Raw genomic sequence first — 22985 nt, 5'->3', positions numbered from 1 at the left:
CTCACCCCCGACGAGGGCTGCAGAGAGACCCCCGCATGAAGATCACGAGATCATCCGACTGGCGGGACGCTCTTCCGTTCGAGGTCCCCGTCCTCGCCGCCGACGCCGTGCCCGGCGAGCCGACGCGCTGCGTGAGCTGCCCCGCGGGCAGCGAGCCGCGGGAGCGGACCGAACTGTGGGCCGTCAAGCACCGGCATCCCAACAATCACGCCGGATTCGTGCGCTACTACTGCGCCGAGCACGCCCCCAAGACCGCGCCGCCGCCCCCGCCGTCGGTCGCCCGCCCGGGCAAGGCCCGCGGCACCGCACCGAAGCCGCGTCCCGAGCGGACCGTGGCACCCAAGCGCCCTGGAGCCTCGCTCGACGTCGTCCGCGCCATGTGCCCGAACTGCTTCGTCGAGGTCTCCGCCACCGGTGAGTGCGGGATGTGCGGCCAGCAGGTCGCCTGAGCCGGATTCAGGGCTCGGTCGGCTCGATGTCCGTACCGTGGAGGCGCCACCACTGCTCGATGTGATCGACCGCGACCACCGGAAGCAGGCCGGACGACGTCGAGCGCAGCCCGGGTGCGTCTGACAGACGGAGACTCTGGAACGCGAAGATCCGATCCCCTTCCACATCCAGCCGGAGGTACGGCTCGTCGCCGTCACGCAGTTCGAGCCGCTGTCCTTCGTCGGTGACGGCGGAGAGGACGCCGTCGCACGCGGTGACGGCGTCGACGAATGGGGCCTCCTGCGCTGCGGCGGGTGAGTCGAAGCGCCAGACCGACATGCGGTAGAGGAATTGCTCATCCCTCGTGCTGCGTCCCGATACCGAGGCCTGGATCTGCGACGTCGCTCCCGCCGCGAACATGTGCTCGGTCGGTGCGAGATACGCGGAGACGCCGTCCCGCGCGACCTGCAGGGCACACAGCGCGTTGACGGCCTCCGTTCCGGCGGGCACGCAGGCGCCGTCGCCGCGTTCGAAGAGAGCGACGCCGGCGGTGTACTCGGGACCGCGATCGACCCCCGGCATCCCGTCGATCGACTCCTCGACCGGCAGGGTCGTATCGCCCCCTCGTGTGCAGGACGGGTCGTCCGTCTCGCCATCGACGATCACGCGCGTCGGGCGCGGTGACGGCGAGGGCGACTGCTCCGATTCGAGGCTCGCGGTCGAGACGCAACCGGTCAGCCCGGCGACGAGCGCGGCGACGAGGACGACGGATCGAAGGGCACGCATCTCCGCAGTATGCCGTGTCCGAGCCCCCGCTTAGCGTCGGCACCGTGACGGAACCGGTGCGGTGGTGGTGGGAGCGGCGGCAGTTCTCGCGCGGCACCGACGTCCCGTACGCCGTCGGGACCTACCGATCCGCGTGGGCCGCATACCCGGAACTCGTCCGGCAGTACCACCCCGACCTCAACGGCGGCATCGTCCTGTCGCAGATCCCGCCGGCCGCCGACGTCCTGCTGTGCTGGGAATGCTCCGCCGGCCATCGGTTCGCCGCGACGCCGACCGAGCAGCGTGAACGCCCGGGACGCGTGCGACGCCGGTCGGCCTGGTGCCCGGAGTGCTCTGCGCTCGCGGCGCCCCGCCCCGTGAGGGTCGTCGAACGCATCGACGCGGGCGCGGCTCTCGCAGCCGTGCAGCAGGCGAAGGCGGTGCGGACGCCGGTGGCCCCCGCTCCGGCTCCGGCACGGAGGCGCGCCGCTCCGGCCGTCTGCGAGAAGACCCCGAACCTCCCGGCGGGCGAGCCGTTCGTCAGCGCGTGCGCTCCGCCACCGGCATCCGCCGCCGAAGCGCGGCTGCGCGCGGATCTGACCTCGGCGATCCTCTTCACCGAAGGGATGACGGCGGTCCGGGTGGCGCGGCCGTTCTTCCGCCATCGCGAGGTGTGGCCGGACATGCTTCTGCCCGAACTGCGCGTGGCGGTCGAGTACGACACTCCGGGTCGGCACGGACTCGAGCACGTGGGAAAGCGGGAGGCATCCGACCGACGCAAGGATGCGCTGCTGCGCGCGGCCGGCTGGGAGGTCGTTCGGGTCCGCACCGGAGGACTCGAACCGCTCGGACCGCACGACGTCGTCCTCCGGACGGCGGGGACGCGAACCGTTCCCGCGATCGTCGACGCGCTCCGCCGGATCCGGGGCGACCTCGTGATCGACGCGTACCTGCGGTGAGATCAGGTGTACGCGCGGTGCACGTGCCAATGGTCGCCGTCGTCGTAGATGTCGAAGACGAAGGCCTCCCCGGCGCGGTCGGTCGCCTGGAACCGCCACGCCCGGTCGGCGGACGCGGGCAACGGCGGCCACGTCCCTCGACCGAGGCGGGTGGGGGTGTCGGTCACGCTCCACCGCCGACCGCCGAAGAACATGCGGGCGGGCACGTCGTCGACGAACCACAGCGTCAGATCGTGTTCGAATGCCCGGGCTTCCATGAGGTCCAGACTAGAACATGTGTTCTTATCCGTCGAGTCCGACATTCGAATCAATGTCCTGCTCCCAGCCGATCACGTGGGCCCGGTGGAGCGGCACCGCTCCCGGCGCGAGGACGTGGGGGATGCCGTGGAACCACGCCCCGCTGACGCCGCGGCGCACCATCTCCTCGAGCCAGGCACGGTTCGCCGCGGGCACCTCCATGGCCGACGTGAACGATGCCGGATCGAACGGTGCGACCTCTGCCGACTCGATCGGGTCGCCGACCGCCGAGACCGTCCGGTCGAGGACGACCGTCCCGTGCGGCAGGTCGTCCGCCGGGATAGCCCAGAACTCCGCCCGCGGCAGCTCTCTGCCTCGGATCTCGCGCCACGCCCGCCAGATCGCGTGAGGGTGGACGGGACTCAAGAACACGACCTCGGTCCACCCCCTGCCGAGGCCCGGGATGACCGTGTCACGCAGTCGTCGGCGCTCCGGGGTGTCGTCGTACTTCGACATCGCCCGCCCGTACGCCGCGGGGTCGATGTCCGCCAGATCGGATGCCGGGACGAGCACCTCGCCCACGAGATCGGCACGCTGGTGGAAGACGAACCTCACGTCGCCGGCCGAACACCGTCGAACGGCGTGATCGTCCGCCACGTGCCTCCCTCGTCGTAGAGGAACAGGCGAAGCGGACCCGAGTCGAGCATCGGGTCGCCGTCGGCATCGCCGTACGGAGCGCCGCAGGCATCCGCGGTAGAGGCGACGCGGATCCGGTCGCCGGCCGCGATGTTGCCCTTCTCCGCCACGTCCACGGTGACGAGATACACGTTCGTGTCGTATTCCATGATCCGCGTCATGCCGTCCGGCTCGACCGAGCTCGTCACCACGACCGCCTGCGATCCGGCGGCGCGCTCCTCGTCGGTCTCGTACGACACCCACGATGCACAGGCCTGGACCTCCACGAAAGGGAGCCGGACACCGTCGCATCCGGCGAGCGCGACCCCCAGCACCACCAGCCCGACCGCGATCGTCATTCGTCGCCGCATCCCGCACCCCCTGCCGAGGAGTGTCCCATCCTGGGACATCGTCTCGCCAGGGTGCGGAACGCCAGGACTCAGCCGAGCGCGACCGCCGTCCACGACACCGGCGGGAGCGTGATCGTGAGGGTTCCGTCCTCGACGCGGGCCGACGCGTTCGGCCGCGGGGCGACGCGCTCGCGGTCGGCGAGGGTGTTCTTCGCGTAGACGTCATCGTCCGACAGCGTGTGCGTCTCGACGATGGAGCCGGCGCCGAGCCCCGACACGTCGACGGTGACCTCGATCGCCTCGGTGGTGCTGCGGTTCACGAGGAAGACGGCGCTCTGACCGGCCGCCTCGTCGCGCGTCGCGACGGCGTCGACGAGGGGCACCTCACCGAAGACGGCCGTCTCGTACGACGGAGCATCGACCAGGACGCGCATCGCCGTTCCCTGCGCGAGGCGCGACGTGAGCGAGAACGGGAAGAACGTCGTCTGGCGCCAGGCGGGACCGCCGGGCTCGGTCATGATCGGCGCGATCACGTTGACCAGCTGGGCGAGCGAGGCGCTCGCCACACGGTCGGCGTGCTTGAGCAGCGAGATCATGAGGCTGCCGAAGACCACGGCATCCACCACGGAGTACACGTCCTCGAGCAGGCGAGGCGCGACGGGCCAGTTGTCGATGCCGTCGATCTTCTCGACGTTCTCCCACCGCGACAGGTACCAGACGTTCCATTCGTCGAACGAGATGTCGATCTTCTTGGGCGACCGCTTCACGGCTGCGACGTGATCCGCGGTCGCGACGACGGTCTCGATGAAGCGGTCCATGTCGACGGCCGAAGCGAGGAAGCTGTCGATGTCGCCGTCCTTCTCCTCGTAGTACGCGTGGCACGAGATGAGGTCGACGTCGTCGTAGGTGTGCGTCAGGACGACGCGCTCCCACTCGCCGAACGTCGGCATGGTCGCGCCCGACGACCCGCACACCACGAGCTGGATCGACGGGTCGAGCTGCCGCATCCCCTTCGCGGTCCGCGAGGCGAGCTTGCCGTAGTCCTCGGCCGAGCGGTGCCCGAGCTGCCACGGACCGTCCATCTCGTTGCCGAGGCACCACATGCGGATGCCGAACGGGTCCGTCGCGCCGTTGGCGACGCGCTGGTCGCTGAGCGCGGTGCCCGAGCGGATGTTGCAGTACTCGAGCAGGTCGATCGCCTCGAGAGTCCCGCGGGTGCCGAGGTTGACCGCCATCATGAGGTCGCTGCCGACCTTGTCGAGCCACGATGAGAACTCATGCAGACCGACCTCGTTCGTCTCGGTCGAGTGCCAGGCGAGGTCGAGTCGCCGCGGGCGCTCGGCGACGGGGCCGACCGAGTCCTCCCAGCGGAATCCCGACACGAAGTTGCCGCCGGGGTAGCGGATCGTGTCGACCCCGAGCTCCTTGACGAGGTCGATGACGTCGGTGCGGAAACCCTCGGCATCCGCCGTCTCGTGACCGGGCTCGAAGATGCCGTCGTAGATGTGCCGGCCGAGGTGCTCGACGAACCCGCCGAAGATCTTGCGGCGGACCTCCCCGATGGGCGATGCGGCGTCGACGATGAGGCGTGCGGAGGTCATGAGCGTCCTTGTCCGAGGAAGGTAAACGTTGTAATTCATGATGGCGAGCGGGATGCCGGGCGTCAAGGTCCCGGACATGCCCGCACGCCGGGGCGTCGACTGCGGCGGGAAGCAGATGCGGTGGCGGATGCAATAAATCGGCCGCGACACGCCGGTACTGACCCCCGGTGCACGGGATGTCGCCCAGGATCCCTTCCATCCGCGAACAGGGACGGATGCCGAGGCCCGCGATCAGCCCCGCGTCGGACCCGGTGCCGACTCCCTCACTCGCAGCACGAACTCGGCCGACAGCACCCGGGAGTCACCGACCGATGCGCCGCCGACCCGCTCGAGCAACGAGTCGACGGCGGCCTGGGCGATCCATCGGCGGCCGGGATCGATCGTCGTGAGCGAGGGAATCGAGTAGCGCGCTTCGTCGAGGTCGTCGAATCCCACGACGGCGACGTCGTCGGGCACCCGCCGCCGCGCCTCCTGCAGGGCGCGGATCGCCCCCAGAGCGAGGGTGTCGTTGAGCCCGAAGACGGCGTCGAACTCAACACCCCGGGCGACGAGGTCGCGCACGGCATCGGCACCGCCCGAGCGGTCCCAGAAACGCGTCGCCACGACGAGCGCAGGATCGAAGGGGACACCCGCGGCGGCGAGCGCAGCACGGTGCCCCTGCAGACGCAGCCCCGCGGCACCGTCGGCGGCCCCCTCGTGCGCGCCGAGCACGGCGACCCGGCGGCGCCCCGACGCCAGCAGATGGCTGGTCGCGGCCCGCGCCGCCTCGGCATTGCGCATGGTGACGTGATCCAGAGGGGCGTCGAACACCCGCTCGCCGAGGAGCACCGTCGGGTACGAACCGGGTCGCGCGGCGAGGTCGGCCGCGTCGAGACCGAGCGGGCTCAGGATCAGACCGTCGGTCAGGCCGAGACGGGGACTGCGCAGCAGTTCGCGCTCGCGCTCCCGCTCGCCACCGGTCTGCTCGACGAGGACGACGACGCCGCGCTCCTCGGCGCGCGCGATGACCATGCCGGCCAGCTCGGCGAAGTAGCTGAGGGCGAGGTCCGGAACCGCGAGGGCGATGGCCCCCGTGCGGCCGCTGCGCAGGTTCCGCGCCGTCAGGTTCGGCGTGTACCCCAGCTCCGCGACGGCCCGCTCCACGGCGTCGCGCGTCGAAGGACGCACGTGCGGGTGCCCGTTGACCACGTTCGAGACGGTCTTGATCGACACGCCCGCCAGCCGCGCGACGTCGTGCAGTGTCGGTGTCATCCGCCCTCCCGGGCGTCACTGTACCGTCCGCGCAACCCCCGCGCGGATGCGCGCCGCCCTCACTACGCTCTCGGGATGACCTCCTCGGCCACCAGCGCGGCGCACAGCGCGAAGAACAGCAGAGCAGTCCATCTCCTCGCACGCGCAGGCTTCGCCGCCAGCGGAGTGGTGCACATCATCGTCGGCGTCATCGCCATCGCCCTCGCGTTCGGCCAGGCCGGCGGCGAGCAGGCGGACCAGTCCGGCGCACTGGCCCAGCTCGCGGCGGCGCCGGGCGGTGTGTTCCTGCTCTGGGCCGCGGCCCTCGGTCTTGCCGCGCTCGGCCTATGGCACCTGCTGAGCGCCGTCCTCGACCGGAGCGCCGACTCCGGCAAGGACCGCATCGTGCACATCGTCAAGAACGGCGCGAAGGGCGTCGTCTACCTCGTGATCGCCTTCTCTGCGGCGACCTTCGCCGCCGGCGGGTCCACGAGTTCGGCGGGGTCGACGCGCTCTCTCACCGCCGATCTGATGTCCACCCCGGGCGGGGTCTTCCTCGTCGTCGCGATCGGAATCGTCGTCATCGCCATCGCGGCGTACCTCGTCTTCAAGGGTGCGACCCGCCGCTTCGAGCGCGACCTCTCCACCCCCTCCGGCTCGACGGGTCGGATCGTGCGCACCCTCGGAACGGTGGGCTACATCGCCCGCGGCGTGGCTTTCGCCGGCGTCGGCATCCTCTTCATCGTCGGCGCAGCGACGAACGACCCCGACAAGTCCACGGGACTCGACGGGGCGCTGCGGTCGTTCGCCGAGCTCCCCGCCGGCAAGATCCTCCTCGTCGTCATCGGCCTCGGCTGGATCGCGTACGGGGTCTACGCGTTCTTCCGCGCCCGCTACACGCGGCTCTGACGTGCGATCGGCGCACCTGCCGCGCAACGGTCCGCGGGCGGGCCAGGATGGGGTCATGCCCCTGCCCTCGCTCACCGATCTCCGCGCGACGGCGCGCGTCGTGTCGCTCCCCCTCCACACCCGGTTCCGCGGCATCGATGTCCGCGAGGCGATGCTCCTGGAAGGACCCGAGGGCTGGACCGAGTTCTCCCCGTTCACGGAGTACGACGACGTGGAGTCCGCCGCCTGGCTGACGGCCGCGATCGAGTACGGCTGGCAGCCGACTCCCCCGGGCGTCCGCGACGCGATCCCGGTGAACGCGACGGTGCCGGCGGTGGCCGCGGCATCCGTTCCCGAGGTCCTCGCCCGCTTCGACGGATGCCGCACGGCCAAGGTGAAGGTCGCCGAAGCCGGTCAGGTGCTCGCCGAGGATGTCGCGCGCGTGCGAGCCGTCAGAGAGGCGATGGGCCCCGAGGGCCGCATCCGCATCGATGCGAACGGCGGCTGGAACCTCGACGAGGCCGAGCACGCCGTCCACGCCCTGGCCGAGTTCGACCTCGAGTACGTCGAGCAGCCCTGCGCGACCGTGGCCGAGCTCGCCGAATTGCGCGCCCGCATCCGCTACTTGGACATCCCCATCGCCGCCGACGAGAGCGTTCGGAAGGCCGATGACCCCATCGCCGTCGCGAGGGCCGGGGCGGCGGATCTGCTGGTGATCAAAGCGCAGCCGCTCGGCGGGGTGCGGCGGGCCCTGTCGGTCGTCGCCGACGCCGGGCTCCCCGCCGTCGTCTCGAGCGCCCTCGACACCTCGGTCGGCCTGGCGATGGGCGTTGCCCTGGCGGCATCCCTCCCCGATCTCGATTACGACTGCGGACTGGGGACGGCGTCACTGCTCGCAGCAGACGTCACCGACGCGCCGCTGCGGCCGCAGGGCGGCATGCTCCCCACCGGCCGGGTGGGGGTGGATGCCGCACTGCTCGACGCGCACGCGGCGTCGGCCGAGCGGACGCGGTGGTGGCTCGAACGACTCGATCGGTGCCACGCGCTCCTGTCGGCGAGGTCGTAGCGATCAGGAGGACGCGATGAGCAACGGCACGATCTGCTCGAGCCGCGACTGCATCGCCCTGTTCGCCTGACGCTCCGTCAGCCGCTCGAGCGCGGACTGCACGCTGCACTGCTCGGAGACGTCCAGAAGCAACGCCGCCGCGTCCGCGACCGGCATCCGCAACGGCAGCCCGTGGAGCTCGCTCACCTCGCGGATGATCGTCTCGACCCGGCCGAGCATCTGCGCGCGCCAGGCGAGGAACGCCTCCGCCAGGCGCGGATCGCGAAGAGCCTGAGTCCGCACCTCGCTGAGCAGCTCGGGCTCCATCCGCTCGGCCAGCGACATGTCGGCGATCTGGCGCACGAGGTCGATCGGATCCTCGGTGCCCGAGAGTCGCTTCACGCGCACCGAGACCTCATCGAGCTTGTCCTCGGACAGCTGCGTGATGAGGGCGAGGAAGAGCTCGTCCTTCGACTCGAAGTTGGAGTAGAACGCACCGCGGGTGAAGCCGGCGCGCTCGCAGATGGTCTCGACGGATGCCGCGTCGAGCCCGACCTCGGCGAAGACCTCGTGTGCGGCTTCGAGCAGGCGAGCCCGCGTGTTCTCGCGACTTCTCGCCATCTCACACCCATCCTTCAGACTCGGCACCCGCGTGCGGGTCTACGATACACATGTGTATCGGATACAGCGCTGTATCGAACCCGTCCGACTCTGATCCAGGAGCGCCTGTGTCCACCATCCTCTTCACGCTCGGCCGATGGGCCTACCGCCACTCGTGGCGCGTGCTCATCGCCTGGATCCTGCTGCTCGGAATCGTCGGCGGTGGCGTCGCGCTCTTCATGAAGGGCACCGACAACTCCTTCGCGATCCCCGGCACAGAGGCCCAGCAGGGCCTCGAACTGCTGAACCGCACGTTCCCGCAGGCCAGCGGCGCGAGCGCGCAGCTCATCGTCGTCGCCCCGGAGGGCGACAAGGTGACGGACCAGCCCCTTCGCGGCGAGATCGACGAGCTCGTCACGAAACTCGGCGACATCGATGGCGTGACGTCGGCGACCTCCCCTTTCGACGAGATGGTGACCGGGCTCGTCTCGGACGACGACCGCGCGGCCCTCGTGCAGATGCAGTTCGACGGCACGTCCACGGAGGTCAGCGACACGACGATCGATGCGGTCGAGAAGACCGCTGCCGATTTCCACGACGCGCTCCCCGCCGGCGCGCAGTCCGCCCTCGGCGGTGACCTGTTCGCGGCATCCATCCCCGCGCTGTCGATCGTCGAGGTCATCGGGGTCCTCGTGGCGCTGTTCGTCCTGATCGTGACGTTCCGCTCGTTCGCCGTCGCCTGGTTCCCGCTCGTCAGCGCGCTCATCGGGGTCGCCCTCGCGATCGCGCTCATCTTCCTCGCGACGGCGGTGACCACGATCTCGTCGACGACGCCCATGCTCGCCGTCATGCTGGGTCTCGCCGTCGGCATCGACTACGCGCTGTTCATCGTGTCGCGACATCAGGATCAGGTGCGCGGCGGCATGGATCCCGAGGAGTCCGCGGCCCGCGCCGTCGGCACGGCCGGCTCGGCCGTCGTCTTCGCCGGCGTGACGGTCATGATCGCTCTGGTCGGGCTCAGCATCGCCGGCATCCCGTTCCTCTCCACGATGGGCATCGCCGCCGCCGTCGCCGTCGCGGTCGCGGTCGCGGTCGCCGTCAGCCTGACGCCGGCGCTGCTCGGCTTCGCGAAGGGTCGCGTCGTCGGCTGGGGCGGACGGATGCTGCAGCGCGGCGTTTCGACCCGTCGCCGCCGCCGCGGGCCCGACGCGGACGCGGCCGAGGACGCGGAGGACGGGCCCGCGCCCGTCGCCGGTCCGGTTCCGCCGGCTCGCCCCAACCGCTGGGTGACGGTCGTGACGCGGCATCCGATCATCGCGACGGTCGCCGTCGTCGTCGGGCTCGGCGTCATGGCTATCCCGTCGGCGAACCTGCACCTCGCCCTGCCGAATGCGGGCGTCCAGCCGCCGTCGAGCCAGGCGCGTCAGGCCTACGACCTGAACGCGGACTATTTCGGCGCCGGCTCGAACGGGCCGCTCGTCATGACGGGCACGATCGTCACGTCGACCGATCCGCTCGGACTCATGGACGACCTCAAGAAGGAGGTCGAGGCGATTCCCGGCGTCGAGCGCGTGGCCCTCGCCACCCCCAACGAGACCGCCGACACGGGACTCATCCAGATCGTGCCGACGACGGCGCCGGACGACCCCGCGACCGCCGATCTCGTGCGCGAACTGCGCTCTCACCACGACGAGTGGCAGAAGGAGTACGGCGTCGACCTCAAGGTGACCGGCTTCACGGCCGTCGGCATCGACGTGTCCGACCGGCTCGGCGCCGCCCTGCTGCCCTTCGGCATCTTCGTCGTCGGCCTGTCGTTCATCCTGCTGATGATCGTCTTCCGCTCGATCTGGGTGCCGCTCAAGGCGACGCTCGGCTACCTGCTGTCGATCCTCGCCGCGTTCGGTGCCGTCGCCGCAGTGTTCGAGTGGGGCTGGCTCGCCGACCTCCTGCACGTCACCCGCACGGGACCGGTGATCAGCTTCATGCCGATCATCCTCATGGGTGTGCTGTTCGGACTCGCGATGGACTACGAGGTCTTCCTCGTCTCGCGCATGCGCGAGGACTTCGTCCACGCCGTTCGTGCCCGCGGCGGACGCGCGAACCGCGAGACCGCGATCGCCGCCGTCCGTTCCGGCTTCACCGCCTCGGCGCGCGTCGTGGTAGCCGCGGCCGTCATCATGTTCGCCGTCTTCGCCGCGTTCGTCCCCGAGGGTGACAGCTCGATCAAACCGATCGCCCTGGGCCTCGCCGTCGGCATCGCCGTCGACGCCTTCCTCGTGCGCATGACCCTGACCCCCGCGGTCATGGCCCTGCTGGGTGACAAGGCGTGGTGGATGCCGCGCTGGCTCGAGCGGCTCCTGCCGAAAGTCGACATCGAGGGTGAGGCGGTCGAGCACGAGCGGGCCCACGCTGAGTGGCCCGAGCCCGATTGGAACGGAGCGCTCGCTGCGGAAGACCTCGAGGTGCGCGCCGAGTCGACCGGCACCGACGTCGTCCTCTTCTCGGGTGCGAGCGCACGCGTCGCGGACGGCGGCACACTCCTCGTGACGGCCGCCGACCCGCACGCCTCCCGGGCGTTCCTGCTCACCGTCGCGGGGCGCATCGCGCCGACCGCCGGCCTGCTGCGCGTGTCGGGGCACCTACTCCCGGGCCGTGCCGCGTGGGTACGAGCCCATGTGGCCGTCGCCGATCTCGCCGGCGCCGACGCTCCGCTCACCGACCTCCGCCGCGCCCTCGCCGGTCGCACGCGGTTCGTCGTGATCATCGGCCTCGACGCTCTCACCGGCGCCGCCCGCGACCAGGCCGCCGCGCTCCTGCGCGACGCGACCAACGCTGTCGCGGCGAAGGCGGGCGCGCTCACGGTCGTCGCTTCTGCCCGCGACGCGGAATCGGCGCGCGGCATCCTCACCGATGCCTATCGACCCGACCCCGGCGTCCTGCGGCTCGCCGCCTCCACCCCCCGCACCGTCGACACCCCCACACAGGTGACACCCTCATGACTCTTTTCATCGAACGCGCGCAGACCCGGCGCCCCATCTCGTGGCTCACGCTCCTGGGCGTGCTCCTGCTGCCCGCCGTCATCGGCGGCCTCCTGGTGGCAGCGCTGTACAACCCCACCGAGCGCCTCGATGCGCTGAACACCGCGATCGTCAACAACGATGAGCCGGTCGAGGTGGACGGGCAGACGACGCCGCTCGGGCGCCTGCTGACCGCGGGGCTCGTGGAAGGGTCGAAGGACCTCGAGAGCAACCTCACCTGGACGATCTCCAACACGGCGGACGCGAAGGAGGGTCTCGAGGACGGCACCTACGACGCGATCGTCACCATCCCGAAGAACTTCTCGGCGGCCGCGACCTCCACGGCTCCCGGGAAGACCCCGGAGCGGGCCACGATCGAGCTGACCTCCTCACCCGACGCCCGAATCGTCGACGACGCCATCACGACACAGGTGACGTCGACCGCCGCATCCGTCCTCGGTCAGCAGCTCACCACCGGCTACCTCGAGAACGTGTTCCTCGGCTTCACGACCCTGAACGAACAGCTCGGCGAGGCGGCCGACGGGGCGACCCAGCTCGCCGACGGCGCGAAGGGGGCGGCCGACGGCGCCGCGAAGCTCGCGGACGGCGCCTCGAGCGCCGCCGACGGCGGGTATTCGCTCGCCGACGGCCTGCGCAAACTGCAGAGCGGAGCGAATCAGCTCGCCGGCGGCGCCGCAGCCACGTCGAAGGGGCTCTCGGAATGGTCGGCCGGCGCGCGTCCCATCGCCACCGGAACGCAGCAGCTCGCCGACGGGCTGAGCCAGGCCGCCGAGCAGACCTCGGCGATCCCGGCGATCCCCTCCGACGTCGTGGACGGCATCAAGGCACTCACTGCGGACGGCGAGCAGAACCGCGAAGCGGTGACCGGGATCGTCGACACGCTCTCCGCCGCCGCGAAGGCATGCGATCCCGCGCAGGCCGGTGCGGAGCTCTGCAACCAACTCACGGATGCCGCGGCCGACGCGACGTCCGCTCTCCCGGCCCTGCAGGCCACTGTCGGCGATTCGAAGAAGCTCGCCGAGAACATCGACGCGCTCGCGAACTTCGGCCCGAGTCTCACCGAAGGGCTGCGCACCTCGGCCGCCGCCGCCGAGAAGCTCGCCGGCGGCATGGGCCAGCTCGCGGACGGTGCTGACAAGCTTTCGTCCGGCGCGGGCCAGCTCTCGACCGGCGCCCGGGCGCTCGCGACAGGGGCGGGCTCCGCCGCCGACGGCGGTGATGAGCTCGCGGCCGGTGTCGACGCGCTCGCGAGCGGTGCCGGAGAACTCTCGACCGGTGTGGGCAAGCTCGCCACCGGCACGGACGACCTCGCCGGCGGACTCGACAAGGCAGTGGACGGAATCCCGTCGTACACGAAGAACGAGGCGAAGGACCTCGCCTCGATCGTCGCCGAGCCGGTGGTGGCCGACGGCGCGAACACGTCGCTGTTCGGCGCATCGGCCGTGCCGCTGCTGGCCGCCCTCGCGCTCTGGTTCGGCGGCCTCGCATCATTCGTGGTGCTGCGCGCGGTCCCGCGGACGGCACTGTCATCGCGCCGATCCTCGGCCGCCCTCGCGCTCCGTGCGCTCGCACCGGGCGCCGTGATCGGCGCATTGCAGGGCGTTCTCGTGGCCACGGTCGTCCAGCTCGCGGCCGGGTACGACGCCGACAAGTGGTGGCTTTTCGCGGCCATGTGCGTGCTCGCCGGTGTCGCGTTCGCCGCCGTCAACCACGCGCTGGTGGCGCTGTTCGGGGGCGTCGGCCGCTGGATCTCGGTGCTCGTCGGTGTGATGGCCCTGGCGACCGGGATCGTCTCCACCGTGCCGGGCACCCTGCTCGATGTCGCCGGCCTCCTGCCCACGGCACCGGCCTACACCTCGATGCTCGCGGCGCTGACGGATGCCGGGGGCGGCGCGACCGCAGCCGTCGGCCTCGTGCTCTGGACGCTCCTCGCCGTGGGCGCCGGCATCCTCGCCGTCGCACGGCACCGCTCGACCTCGGCCCGGGCCGTGCTCACGCAGCCGGCCTGACCCCGCGGCGGTGCGGGCGCGCCCGTGCGGCGCGCCCGTGCGGCGGGGTCAGCCGGTGAGATTGATCGACGTCGTCATCGTGAGCTGGATGCCGCCGGGCACCTCGCTCGCCTCGACGGCGACCGTCAGTCGCTCGATCCGCGCGAGGGACGTGAGGTGCGTCCCGCCGCACGGCAGCTCGACGACGCCCTCGGGCAGCTCGCAGCGCCACGATCGGCGACCGGCGAGCGTGTGGTCGTCGCGATGGATGCCGATGGCGCCCGCCGACCCCGCCCAACGCGCCAGCGTCGTCTCGATGCGCGTCTCGAGGGCCCCCAGGTCGTCGAGAGAGCCCGGGTCGAACCCTTTCTTCCGCAGCGATTTGCCGACGCGGTAGACGTCGACCGAGCCGTACGGCGTGATGCGGGACGTCTGGATCGCGAGCATGTCGAACGCGGGGTGCCCGGCGGCATCCGTCGGCACCTCTTTCGTCCAGGCGTCCGCGAGCGCGGCGTCGAGGGCGAGGGATGCCAGATGGCAGGCGGTGTGCCCGGCGGACAGGCCACGGCGAAGGTCGGCGTCGACGTGCGCTTCGACGTTCTCCCCGACGGCGGGCGGCGGACCGTCGACGACATGCACGACGACGAAGGTCCACCCCACGGTTCCCATGCGCACCGGCAGGTCCGCGCCGACGACGAGATCGCCCTCGTGGGCTCCCCCGGTCAGGGTGGTGACCACCGGGACCTCCCCGTCTGCGGTGCGCAGCACGCCGACATCGGCGGGCTGGTCCGGCCACGCGGTGTCGACGGGGTGGAACGGGGTGCGATCGAGCAGCACGCCCGTCCGGCCGCCCTCGAGCGGCACGGTGCGGACCACGGTCGCCGTCCCTGCGACCTCCCCATCAGGGTAGGTCACGACGGTCGCGGGGAGCTGCGCCACGGTATTCAGCTGGACAGGCCGCTGTACGAGTGCAGACCCTGGAAGAACTGATTCACGATCGTGAAGTTGAACAGCACGGCGGTGAAGCCGACGATCGACAGCCAGGCCGAGCGCGTCCCGCGCCACCCGCGGGTCGCCCGGGCGTGGATGTAGCCGGCGTAGACCACCCAGATCACGAACGTCCACACTTCCTTCGTGTCGAAGCCCCAGTAGCGGCCCCACGCGTCGTTCGCCCAGATGGCGCCGGCGATCAGGGTGAAGGTCCACAGCACGAAGCCGATGATCGCGAAGCGGTAGGCGAGTGACTCGAGGACCTCGGCGCTGGGCAGCGTCCGCAGGAACGGCAGACGCGTGCGGGGAGCGGCATCCGTTCCCACCGCGGCCAGCGCGCGGCGCTCCCGTCGGGACTGCAGCAGCTGCACGACCGACAGCGCGAACGCGAGCGCGTAGAACGCCGAGGCGAGCGAGGCGACGAACACGTGGATGACGAGCCAGACGCTCTTCAGCGGATCGGACAGCGGCACGACCTCGACGTAATACGCCAGCGCTGCTCCGCCGAGGAGGACGACGATGAGTCCGTTGATGAACGCACCGAGGAAGCGCAGGTCGTACTTGACCAGCACGGTGAGGAAGACCATCACGACGAGCATCGTGCCGGTGAGGGCGAACTCGTAGTTGTTCGACCAGGGAACGCGGCCCGCCGCGATCCCGCGCGTGACGTCGGCTCCCACGTGGAAGAGGAACGCGATGGTCGTGAGCACGACGCCGAGTCGCGCGAACAGGTACCGACCGCGCTGGGACGGAGCGGCCTCGAGGGCGACCTTCGCCGCCGCCTCCTCCGCACGGATGTCCTCGATGGTCTGCCCGCCGCCGGCGGCGACGAGCGTGCGCGCCTGCGTCTTGGCGTCCTGCGCCTTGATGGCGAGCTCGGAGCGACGAGCGAGGTCGACGGTGAAGGCGAGGAAGCCGAGCGTGTAGATCGCGATCGCGGTCCACAGCAGCAGCACGGAGATGTCATCGAACGACATGGAGGTCCTCCGGAGGAGATCGGTGAGTTCAGTTTACGTTCGCTGCGGGAGCGGGGGCGGATGCCGCAGGCTCGCCCAGCGCGCTTGCGTGCCGCTTCGCGAGGTCGGCCACCGCGACGCCGATCGCGGGGTCCTCACCGCGCGCGAGGCCCGCGTACTCGAGGCGCACGTGGTCGCCCTCGGGCGTCGCCTTGACCCACATGCGGCGACGCGGGACGAACAGCGCGGTGAACAGGCCCAGCATCGCCAGAACCGCGAACACCAGCACCCAGGTGGCGCTCGAGTCGTTGTGGATCGACAGTGAGACGTAGCGCTTGACGGACTCCGGTGCGCCGGTGCGCGTCTCGTCCTCGAAGGTGACCGTGCCGCGTCCCCCCGGAAGGTCGACGGTCTGCCCCGGCGAGAGCTCCAACGACGGAGACGGTGCGTTTCGGCCGGCGATCTCGGTCATGCCGTCGGTGTCGAGCGCATAGACCGAGCGCGGGGTGCCGTCATCTATCCCGAGGTCGCCCTCGTAGACGAAGAAGGTGAGGCGCGGGTCGAGCAGGTCTCCGTAGCGAGAGGTCAGGGCACCGCTCGGGAGCTGTGCGACCGTCGGGTAGAAGAAGCCCACGAGACCGAGCTGCTCGCCCCCCGTGTCGGGGATCTTCACGACGCCCTGCGAGGTCATCGTGGGGCTCTGCGGCAGGAACGGGACCGACTCGCTGAACACGACGTCGCCCTTGCCGTTGCGCACCGTGATCGTCGGGGCGTATCCGTTGCCCATCAGGTAGACCCGGTCGCCCGCCATCGTGATCGGGTGGTTCACCTCGATCACCTGGTCCTCGGCCTTCTGCCCGGGGAAGCGGGTCGTGACATGGGCCTCGAAGCCACCGGCCTGTCCCGACGGCGGAGCGTAGGTGACGTCGAAGCGGTCGAGGGTGATCGAGTACGGCGTCAGCGCCTCGGTGTCGACGAAGCGTCCCGGATTGAAGGACGTGTAGCCGAGGCCGAGCGAGTTCACGAATCCGTCGCCCTCGGTGATGACGGTCTGACCGGTGTAGGTGAACCCGCCGCCGATCCCCACCGAGATGAGGACGCCGACGAGCGCGCCGTGGAAGAGCAGGTTCCCCGTCTCGCGGAGGTAGCCGCGCTCGGCCGACACGGAGGCGACGCCGTTCCGGTCGTAGCGCTCGACGCGGTACCGGGCGGAGCGCAGCTGCGCCTCGGCGAGGTCGACCGCGTGCGCCGCGTGACCGTCGGCATCCTCCCCCGCCGGCACCGCGATGGTCGTCTCCGCGTGGTCCGACAGCCGCGACAGGCGGGCCGGCGTCCGCGGCGGACGGGCGCGCAGCGCCTTCCAGTGGTGCTTGGTCCGCGGCAGGACGCAGCCGATCAGCGAGATGAACAGGAGGATGTAGATGGCCGAGAACCACACCGACGTATAGACGTCGAAGAGCTGGAACGCGTCGAACGTGGGGTACAGATCGGGGTTCGTGACCCGCCACTGCGAGACGCCGTTCGGGTCGGCGCTGCGCTGCGGCACGAGCGATCCGGGGATCGCCGCGATCGCGAGGAGCAGGAGCAGCACGAGGGCCGTCCGCATGCTCGTGAGCTGGCGCCACCCCCAACGAAGCCACCCGACGACGCCCAGCGCCGGCTGGGCACCCGAGAAGACGGGCTCGTCGTCGCCGGTCTTGTCGAGGTGGTCGCTCGGTCGCAGCGGTCCGTCGACCGTCTGCGCGTCGTCAGAGGAACGTCGGGACACCGGAGACCACCCCCTGGAACGCGGACATGAGAGAGGTCCACACCCCGGTGACCATCAGAGCGCCGAGCGCGATCAGGAGCGCGCCGCCCACGATGTTCACGACCCGGATGTGTCGACGCACGAAGGCGACCGAGCGGGTCGCCCAGCCTGCGCCGAGGGCGAGGAGGACGAACGGGATGCCGAGGCCCAAGGAGTACGCCAGGGCGAGCACGCCCGCGCGAAGCGGGTCGGCCTGACTGTAGGCCATCGAGAGGATCGCCGCGTAGGTGGGGCCGATGCACGGCGCCCAGCCCACGCCCATCGCGACGCCCAGAAGCGGAGCACCGATGAGGCCGGCGTTCTGCTTCAGCTGCGGCCGGTAGATCTTCTGCGCGAAGCCGAAGACACCGATGAAGACGAGGCCGAGGGCGATGACGATGAGACCGAGAACCCGCGTGATGAGGTCCTGGTACTCGATGTACACCCGGCCCAGCACCCCGGTGAAGACCCCGAAGGTCAGGAAGACGGCCGTGAACCCGGCGATGAACAGGGCGACACCCAGGAGCAGGCGACCACGAGGGGGAGCCTCCGCGCCAATCGCGGTGCGCGTGCCACCGCCGACACCGCCGGCATCCTTCGACGTCCTCGGCTCGCGCGGCGCGACGGCGCCGCCCAGGAAGCCGAGGTAGCCGGGAACGAGCGGGAGCACGCAGGGCGAGAGGAACGAGGCGAGCCCCGCGAGCGCTGCGATCGGGATCGCGATCCACAGCGACCCGCCCACGACGATCGACCCGGGGTTCATCCCTTCTCCGCGAGAGCGTCGTCGACGAGGTCGCGCAGCGTCGTGGCATCGGGCAGCTGGCCGAACAGACGGGCCGCCACCCGGCCCTCCCGGTCGACGACGAGTGTCGTGGGGGCGGCCTGGAGCGACGTCCAGTCGGCGAACGCGAGCTTCAGGTCGACGTCGCCCCGGGCGAGGATCGACGGGTACGTGATCTTGTACGTCTCGTCGAACGAGGTCGCCTGCTCGGGACCGTCGTAGATGTTGACTCCCAGGAAGTGAGCGCCCTCGCCCTTCGTGTCCTGATAGGTCTGCTCGAGGACGGGGGCCTCGGCCCGGCACGGCCCGCACGCGGCGTACCAGAAGTTGAGGACCAACACGTCGCCGGTGAAGTCCGTGCTCGAGACCTTCGCCCCGTCGACGTCGGTGCCGGTGAAGGACAGGGCCTCGCCGCGCTGCGCGGCCGGGATCGTCTCGACGCGGCCGTCGCTGGAGATGAAGCCCTGCGTGTTGCCTTCGCGATACAGGTCCGACAGGTTGTCGTTCTCGCTCGAGCACGCGGCGAGTCCGGCGACGAGGGTCACCGCCGCGAGGGCGGCGAGGATGCGGCGTCTCATACGGCCCCCACGTCCACGGCGCCGGACGTCGCGGCCGGCTCGGCGTACTCGACCTCGCGCCACACATCGCCCTCGAGCTCGAAGCTCGTGATGCTCGACAGGTCGCAGCGGCGACGGCGCGGATCGTGGCGGAGCGGAAGGCCCGCGACCGACAGGTGCGTGATCCAGATCGGGAGCTGATGCGAGACGATGACCGCATCCCCGGAGGGCGTGCGGTTCCACGCGTCGAGCATCGCCGCCTGCATGCGCTCGACGACCTCGAGGTAGGCCTCGCCCCAGCTGGGCAGCGCGGGGGTGCGCAGGTGCCACCAGTTGAACGGGTTGCGCAGTGCGCTCCGCATCCGCTTGCCCTCGAAGACGTTGGTCGGCTCGAGGACGCGGGCATCGATGACCGGGGTCAGCCCGTACAGTTCCGCGATGGGAGCCGCGGACTCCCGTGCGCGCTCGAGCGGTGACGAGACCAGCGAGCGGACCGGGCGCCCCTGCGCCTTGAGGTGCTCGGCGGCCGCGCGGGCCATGCCGCGACCACCGTCGCTCAGGTGGAAGCCCGGAAGTCGCCCGTAGAGCACGCGACCGGGGTTGTGGACCTCCCCATGGCGCACGAGATGGAGGCGGGCGGCAGGCACCCCTTCAGTCTACGTGAGGGGGTCCTATGCGGGGCCTGAGCGCGATCTGCGAGCGGGGCCTCAGCCCGCGGCATCCTCCGTCGACTCGCGGCGATGCCGGACGACGGCGCGGATGCGGACGAACAGGAACCACGCGACGAGGGCGACGACGACCACGATGACGATGTTCTGGAACACCCCGGCGTACTCCTCGACGATGTGCCAGTTCTCGCCGAGGAAGAAGCCTGCCAAGACGAAGATCGAGTTCCAGAGCAGGCTGCCCGCGGTCGTGAGCAACCCGAACTTCCACCAGTGCATCTTCGAGACCCCCGCCGGGATCGAGATGAGGCTTCGGAACAGCGGCACCATCCGCCCGAAGAAGACCGCGATCGACCCGTGGCGCTCGAACCAGCGGACGGTCTTGGTGATGTCCTCGCCCTTCATGAGCGGGAGCTTCTCGGCGATGCGCGTCAGACGATCGGCCCCGAGGACGCGGCCCAGCACATATAGGATGTACGCGCCGAACACCGAGCCGAAGGTGGTCCAGCCGATCGCCTCGGCCAGTGTGAAGGATCCGCGCGACGCGGCGAGACCCGCGAGCGGCAGCACGACTTCGCTCGGGATGGGCGGGAAGAGGTTGTCGAGGCCGACGGCCACGGCCGCACCCGCCGGACCGATGGTGTCCATCAGCGAGACGACCCAGTCGGCGAGCGCCGAGAGCCAGGATCCGTCTCCGGAGGAGGTGGCGGCAGTGTTCATGACGGTCATCGGGTGCTCTCTCGCGCTCGGTGACGGATGCCCGGCCGGGCCCCCCGTCGCGCCAGCCTACGGGGCCGCGATCCGCGCAACCTGGGTGCCGCGTAGACTCGTCCCTCGTGAGTGAACGCACCCTCGTCCAGCAGCTGCAGTCCCGTGAAGACGGTCCCGTCTCGGTCTCCGGATGGGTCGAGACCGTCCGTGATCAGAAGAAGGTGCAGTTCGTCATCCTCCGCGACGAGACGGGTGCGGTGCAGCTGGTGAACCCGGCGACGCGTCCTGCCGAGGACGGCAGTGAGCAGGATGCCGCGGCCCTGGCGCTCACGGACCTGATCTCGAACCTGTCCACCGGCACCTTCCTGACCGCCACCGGTGAGCTCAAGCACGATGAGCGCGTCAAGCTCGGCGGCGTCGAGATCAAGATCGGCGGCCTCGACATCGCCGCCGCTGCCCTGCCCGAGACGCCCATCGCCGCGGATTCCGGGCTCGACAAGCGCATGGACTGGCGTTTCATCGATCTGCGTCAGCGCCGCAACAACCTCGTCTTCCGCATCCAGACCACCCTCGAGCACGCCATGCGCACCTACTGGGTCGAGCGCGACTACATCGAGGTCCACTCCCCCAAGCTCATGGCCTCGCCGTCGGAGTCGAACGCCGAGCTGTTCGAAGTGCCCTACTTCGAGGACAAGACCGCCTACCTCGCGCAGAGCCCGCAGTTCTTCAAGCAGATGGCACAGGTCGCCGGCTTCGGCAAGATCTTCGAGATCGCCCCGGCGTTCCGCGCCGACCCGTCGTTCACCTCGCGCCACGCGACCGAGTTCACCTCGATCGACGCCGAGATCAGCTGGATCGACTCGCACGAGGACGTCGCCCGGATGCAGGAGGAGCTGCTCCAGACCGCGATCCGCGCCGTCGCAGACAAGCACGGCGACGAGATCAAGGCCCTCTTCGACATCGACGTGGTCGTCCCCGAGCTGCCGTTCCCGCGCATCCCCCTCTCCGAGGCTCGCGACATCGTCGCCGCGCGCGGCTACGAGATCCCCCGCACCGACGGCGACCTCGACCCCGAGGGCGAGCGTCAGATCGCCGCTCACGTCCAGGAGACCTACGGTCACCAGTTCGTCTTCATCACGGACTACCACCCCGAGATCCGCGCGTTCTACCACATGCGCGACGAGGAGACCGGGCTGACCAAGTCGTACGACCTGCTCTTCAACGGTGTCGAGATCACCACGGGCGCCCAGCGCGAGCATCGCGTCGACGTCCTCATCGAGCAGGCGAAGGAGAAGGGCCTCGACCCCGAGCACCTCGACTTCTACCTCGACTTCTTCCGTTTCGGCGCCCCGCCGCACGGCGGCTTCGGCATGGGCCTGGCCCGCGTGCTGATGCTGCTGCTCGGGCAGGACTCGATCCGCGAGGTCACCTACCTCTTCCGCGGGCCCACGCGCCTGGCCCCCTGACACGACGCCCCGTCGTCTCGGCAACCGCTCGGCTCCGGCCGGGCGGTTGTCGTATGGTGGCTGATCCCCCGATGGAAGGATCAGCTGCATGTGGGATGGATGGGTCGATTTCGGCGTGGCGGCATCGATCGGTATCGGCGTCGCGGTCGTCGTCGCCGTCGTCGCGACGATCGTGCTGGCGATCATCGCGCGCCGCCGCAGGTGGGCGGGAGTCCTCAGCCGGCAGTCCCGCGCGCCCTTCCGGATGCTGCTGCTCGTCGTCGCGCTCTGGGTCGCCGTTCGGGTGGCGTTCCCGGATGACACGTGGCGCGGCATCCTGGGTCAGATCCTGACGATCCTCATCATCGCGGCCAGCGCGTGGCTGCTCGCCTCGCTCGTCGTCGTGGCGACCGACATCGCCCTCGGTCGCTACCGCATCGACGTGCCCGACAACCGGGTGGCCCGCCGCATCCGCACGCAGACGTTGGTCGTACGGCGCCTGGCGATCGCGATCATCGTCATCATCGGGATCGGGGCGGTCCTGCTGACCTTCGACTCGGTCAGGGCGATCGGCGCGAGCGTGCTCGCATCGGCGGGCATCGCGTCGATCGTCGCAGGCCTCGCCGCGCAGTCCGTGCTCGCCAACGTGTTCGCCGGGCTGCAGATCGTCTTCAGCGACGCCCTGCGCGTCGATGACGTCGTGGTCGCGGACGGCGAATGGGGGCGGGTCGGCGAGATCACCCTGAGCTACGTCGTGCTCGACCTGTGGGACGACAGGCGCCTCGTCCTGCCGTGCACGTACTTCACGACGACCCCCTTCGAGAACTGGACCCGCAAGGGATCCGAGCTCCTCGGCGCGGTCGAGATGGACCTCGACTGGAACGTCTCGCCCACGCTCATGCGCGCCCACCTGCGCGAGGTCCTCGAGCGCACCGACCTGTGGGACGGACGGACCTCGGTCCTGCAGGTGACGGATGCCGTCGCCGGCTACGTGCGCGTCCGCATCCTCGTCACGGCGAAGGACGCGCCGACTCTCTTCGACCTGCGCTGCCTCGTCCGCGAGGCCATGGTCGCGTGGGTGCAGGAGTCGATGCCGCAGGCCCTTCCCGTTCAGCGCGTGCTGATGACGGATGCCGCGGCCCCGGCCGTGCGGACCGTCACCGATCCGACCCCGACCGGTGACGGCCTGTTCACCGGCAGCGCCGACGCGGAGCGCCGCGCGAGCACCTTCACGAACGCGATCCCGATCCTGCGCGAAGACGATCCGCAGCCGTCGCAGTGACGCGGTG

22 protein-coding genes are annotated in these 22985 nt (G+C 70.4%); 8 read left to right on the top strand and 14 right to left on the bottom strand.

Annotation, left to right across the window (positions count from 1 at the left end):
- Window positions 1–35: 35 nt before the first annotated feature.
- Window positions 36–449 carry a glucose-6-phosphate dehydrogenase gene (locus ACIQLK_RS05500; RefSeq protein ID WP_400363284.1) on the top strand — a complete coding sequence of 138 codons (414 nt, stop codon included), beginning with the start codon at window positions 36–38 and terminating at the stop codon, window positions 447–449.
- 7 nt (window positions 450–456) lie between these two features.
- On the opposite strand, the gene ACIQLK_RS05495 is transcribed toward ACIQLK_RS05500, so the two are convergent.
- Complete coding sequence (locus ACIQLK_RS05495) at window positions 457–1215, bottom strand: hypothetical protein (protein ID WP_400363283.1); 759 nt, start codon at window positions 1213–1215, stop codon at window positions 457–459.
- 44 nt (window positions 1216–1259) lie between these two features.
- Between ACIQLK_RS05495 and ACIQLK_RS05490 the strand changes: the two genes are divergently transcribed.
- Window positions 1260–2153, top strand: a complete 894-nt coding sequence (locus ACIQLK_RS05490; RefSeq protein WP_400363282.1) for a zinc-ribbon domain-containing protein — start codon at window positions 1260–1262, stop codon at window positions 2151–2153.
- Between the two features lie 2 nt (window positions 2154–2155).
- On the opposite strand, the gene ACIQLK_RS05485 is transcribed toward ACIQLK_RS05490, so the two are convergent.
- From ACIQLK_RS05485 to ACIQLK_RS05465, 5 genes are all read right to left on the bottom strand, one after another.
- On the bottom strand, window positions 2156–2410 hold the full coding sequence (locus tag ACIQLK_RS05485) for a hypothetical protein (protein WP_400363281.1): 255 nt from the start codon (window positions 2408–2410) through the stop codon (window positions 2156–2158).
- 25 nt (window positions 2411–2435) lie between these two features.
- On the bottom strand, window positions 2436–3005 hold the full coding sequence (locus ACIQLK_RS05480) for a hypothetical protein (RefSeq protein ID WP_400363280.1): 570 nt from the start codon (window positions 3003–3005) through the stop codon (window positions 2436–2438).
- Window positions 3002–3424 (bottom strand): hypothetical protein, encoded by a 423-nt coding sequence (locus ACIQLK_RS05475; RefSeq protein WP_400363279.1) that lies wholly within the window; start codon window positions 3422–3424, stop codon window positions 3002–3004. The genes ACIQLK_RS05480 and ACIQLK_RS05475 overlap by 4 nt, the downstream gene beginning before the upstream one ends.
- An 80-nt stretch (window positions 3425–3504) precedes the next feature.
- The gene (locus tag ACIQLK_RS05470; protein WP_400363278.1) at window positions 3505–5016 is read right to left on the bottom strand and encodes an alpha-N-arabinofuranosidase; all 1512 of its coding nucleotides are present in this window, start codon (window positions 5014–5016) and stop codon (window positions 3505–3507) included.
- A gap of 231 nt (window positions 5017–5247) precedes the next feature.
- A complete protein-coding gene (locus ACIQLK_RS05465) occupies window positions 5248–6267 on the bottom strand; it encodes a LacI family DNA-binding transcriptional regulator (protein ID WP_400363277.1) in 1020 nt (339 codons plus the stop codon).
- 75 nt (window positions 6268–6342) lie between these two features.
- Here ACIQLK_RS05465 and ACIQLK_RS05460 point away from each other — a divergent pair, with 75 nt between their 5' ends.
- On the top strand, window positions 6343–7155 hold the full coding sequence (locus ACIQLK_RS05460; RefSeq protein WP_400363276.1) for a DUF1206 domain-containing protein: 813 nt from the start codon (window positions 6343–6345) through the stop codon (window positions 7153–7155).
- Between the two features lie 55 nt (window positions 7156–7210).
- Entirely contained in the window at window positions 7211–8200 is a 990-nt protein-coding gene (locus ACIQLK_RS05455) for an o-succinylbenzoate synthase (protein WP_400363275.1), read from the top strand.
- A 3-nt stretch (window positions 8201–8203) separates the two neighbouring features.
- Here ACIQLK_RS05455 and ACIQLK_RS05450 read toward each other — a convergent pair whose 3' ends face one another.
- On the bottom strand, window positions 8204–8800 hold the full coding sequence (locus tag ACIQLK_RS05450) for a TetR/AcrR family transcriptional regulator (protein WP_400363274.1): 597 nt from the start codon (window positions 8798–8800) through the stop codon (window positions 8204–8206).
- Window positions 8801–8907: 107 nt separating this feature from the next.
- Between ACIQLK_RS05450 and ACIQLK_RS05445 the strand changes: the two genes are divergently transcribed.
- Both ACIQLK_RS05445 and ACIQLK_RS05440 read left to right on the top strand, forming a co-directional pair.
- Window positions 8908–11778: an MMPL family transporter gene (locus ACIQLK_RS05445; RefSeq protein WP_400363273.1), complete on the top strand. Its 2871-nt coding sequence runs from the start codon at window positions 8908–8910 to the stop codon at window positions 11776–11778.
- A complete protein-coding gene (locus tag ACIQLK_RS05440) occupies window positions 11775–13826 on the top strand; it encodes a YhgE/Pip family protein (RefSeq protein ID WP_400363272.1) in 2052 nt (683 codons plus the stop codon). Before ACIQLK_RS05445 ends, ACIQLK_RS05440 begins: the two co-directional genes overlap by 4 nt.
- Window positions 13827–13874: 48 nt before the next feature.
- Here the strand turns inward: ACIQLK_RS05440 and ACIQLK_RS05435 are convergent, their stop codons facing one another.
- The 7 genes from ACIQLK_RS05435 to ACIQLK_RS05405 are packed head-to-tail and all read right to left on the bottom strand — an operon-like array spanning window position 13875 to window position 20269.
- Window positions 13875–14744 (bottom strand): metal-dependent hydrolase, encoded by an 870-nt coding sequence (locus ACIQLK_RS05435; protein ID WP_400363271.1) that lies wholly within the window; start codon window positions 14742–14744, stop codon window positions 13875–13877.
- A gap of 5 nt (window positions 14745–14749) precedes the next feature.
- Window positions 14750–15772, bottom strand: coding sequence for a c-type cytochrome biogenesis protein CcsB (gene ccsB / locus ACIQLK_RS05430; RefSeq protein ID WP_400363270.1), 1023 nt, complete (start codon window positions 15770–15772; stop codon window positions 14750–14752).
- 28 nt (window positions 15773–15800) lie between these two features.
- A complete protein-coding gene (locus ACIQLK_RS05425; RefSeq protein WP_400363269.1) occupies window positions 15801–17519 on the bottom strand; it encodes a cytochrome c biogenesis protein ResB in 1719 nt (572 codons plus the stop codon).
- Complete coding sequence (locus ACIQLK_RS05420) at window positions 17500–18300, bottom strand: cytochrome c biogenesis CcdA family protein (protein WP_400363268.1); 801 nt, start codon at window positions 18298–18300, stop codon at window positions 17500–17502. The genes ACIQLK_RS05425 and ACIQLK_RS05420 overlap by 20 nt, the downstream gene beginning before the upstream one ends.
- The gene (locus tag ACIQLK_RS05415; RefSeq protein WP_400363267.1) at window positions 18297–18896 is read right to left on the bottom strand and encodes a TlpA family protein disulfide reductase; all 600 of its coding nucleotides are present in this window, start codon (window positions 18894–18896) and stop codon (window positions 18297–18299) included. Before ACIQLK_RS05415 ends, ACIQLK_RS05420 begins: the two co-directional genes overlap by 4 nt.
- Window positions 18893–19522, bottom strand: a complete 630-nt coding sequence (locus tag ACIQLK_RS05410; RefSeq protein WP_400363266.1) for a histidine phosphatase family protein — start codon at window positions 19520–19522, stop codon at window positions 18893–18895. Before ACIQLK_RS05410 ends, ACIQLK_RS05415 begins: the two co-directional genes overlap by 4 nt.
- Before the next feature lie 60 nt (window positions 19523–19582).
- The gene (locus ACIQLK_RS05405) at window positions 19583–20269 is read right to left on the bottom strand and encodes a DedA family protein (protein ID WP_400363265.1); all 687 of its coding nucleotides are present in this window, start codon (window positions 20267–20269) and stop codon (window positions 19583–19585) included.
- 107 nt (window positions 20270–20376) lie between these two features.
- Between ACIQLK_RS05405 and aspS the strand changes: the two genes are divergently transcribed.
- A complete protein-coding gene (gene aspS, locus ACIQLK_RS05400) occupies window positions 20377–21717 on the top strand; it encodes an aspartate--tRNA(Asn) ligase (RefSeq protein WP_400363264.1) in 1341 nt (446 codons plus the stop codon).
- A gap of 88 nt (window positions 21718–21805) precedes the next feature.
- Window positions 21806–22978 carry a mechanosensitive ion channel family protein gene (locus ACIQLK_RS05395; RefSeq protein ID WP_400363263.1) on the top strand — a complete coding sequence of 391 codons (1173 nt, stop codon included), beginning with the start codon at window positions 21806–21808 and terminating at the stop codon, window positions 22976–22978.
- Window positions 22979–22985: the final 7 nt, after the last annotated feature.

The organism is Microbacterium sp. NPDC091382 (assembly GCF_044757025.1).
Classification (GTDB): Bacteria; Actinomycetota; Actinomycetes; order Actinomycetales; family Microbacteriaceae; genus Microbacterium.
Note: the sequence above shows the minus strand (reverse complement) of the source record. Positions and strands in the feature narration are given on the sequence as shown.

What these genes read in the sequence shown, in the direction of transcription:
- ACIQLK_RS05500 (WP_400363284.1), top strand. Translation starts at nt 36, where the DNA reads ATGAAGATCACGAGATCATCCGACTGGCGGGACGCTCTTCCGTTCGAG.
- ACIQLK_RS05495 (WP_400363283.1), bottom strand. Translation starts at nt 1,215, where the DNA reads ATGCGTGCCCTTCGATCCGTCGTCCTCGTCGCCGCGCTCGTCGCCGGG.
- ACIQLK_RS05485 (WP_400363281.1), bottom strand. Translation starts at nt 2,410, where the DNA reads ATGGAAGCCCGGGCATTCGAACACGATCTGACGCTGTGGTTCGTCGAC.
- ACIQLK_RS05475 (WP_400363279.1), bottom strand. Translation starts at nt 3,424, where the DNA reads ATGACGATCGCGGTCGGGCTGGTGGTGCTGGGGGTCGCGCTCGCCGGA.
- ACIQLK_RS05470 (WP_400363278.1), bottom strand. Translation starts at nt 5,016, where the DNA reads ATGACCTCCGCACGCCTCATCGTCGACGCCGCATCGCCCATCGGGGAG.
- ACIQLK_RS05465 (WP_400363277.1), bottom strand. Translation starts at nt 6,267, where the DNA reads ATGACACCGACACTGCACGACGTCGCGCGGCTGGCGGGCGTGTCGATC.
- ACIQLK_RS05460 (WP_400363276.1), top strand. Translation starts at nt 6,343, where the DNA reads ATGACCTCCTCGGCCACCAGCGCGGCGCACAGCGCGAAGAACAGCAGA.
- ACIQLK_RS05455 (WP_400363275.1), top strand. Translation starts at nt 7,211, where the DNA reads ATGCCCCTGCCCTCGCTCACCGATCTCCGCGCGACGGCGCGCGTCGTG.
- ACIQLK_RS05450 (WP_400363274.1), bottom strand. Translation starts at nt 8,800, where the DNA reads ATGGCGAGAAGTCGCGAGAACACGCGGGCTCGCCTGCTCGAAGCCGCA.
- ACIQLK_RS05440 (WP_400363272.1), top strand. Translation starts at nt 11,775, where the DNA reads ATGACTCTTTTCATCGAACGCGCGCAGACCCGGCGCCCCATCTCGTGG.
- ccsB (WP_400363270.1), bottom strand. Translation starts at nt 15,772, where the DNA reads ATGTCGTTCGATGACATCTCCGTGCTGCTGCTGTGGACCGCGATCGCG.
- ACIQLK_RS05420 (WP_400363268.1), bottom strand. Translation starts at nt 18,300, where the DNA reads ATGAACCCCGGGTCGATCGTCGTGGGCGGGTCGCTGTGGATCGCGATC.
- ACIQLK_RS05415 (WP_400363267.1), bottom strand. Translation starts at nt 18,896, where the DNA reads ATGAGACGCCGCATCCTCGCCGCCCTCGCGGCGGTGACCCTCGTCGCC.
- ACIQLK_RS05405 (WP_400363265.1), bottom strand. Translation starts at nt 20,269, where the DNA reads ATGACCGTCATGAACACTGCCGCCACCTCCTCCGGAGACGGATCCTGG.
- ACIQLK_RS05395 (WP_400363263.1), top strand. Translation starts at nt 21,806, where the DNA reads ATGTGGGATGGATGGGTCGATTTCGGCGTGGCGGCATCGATCGGTATC.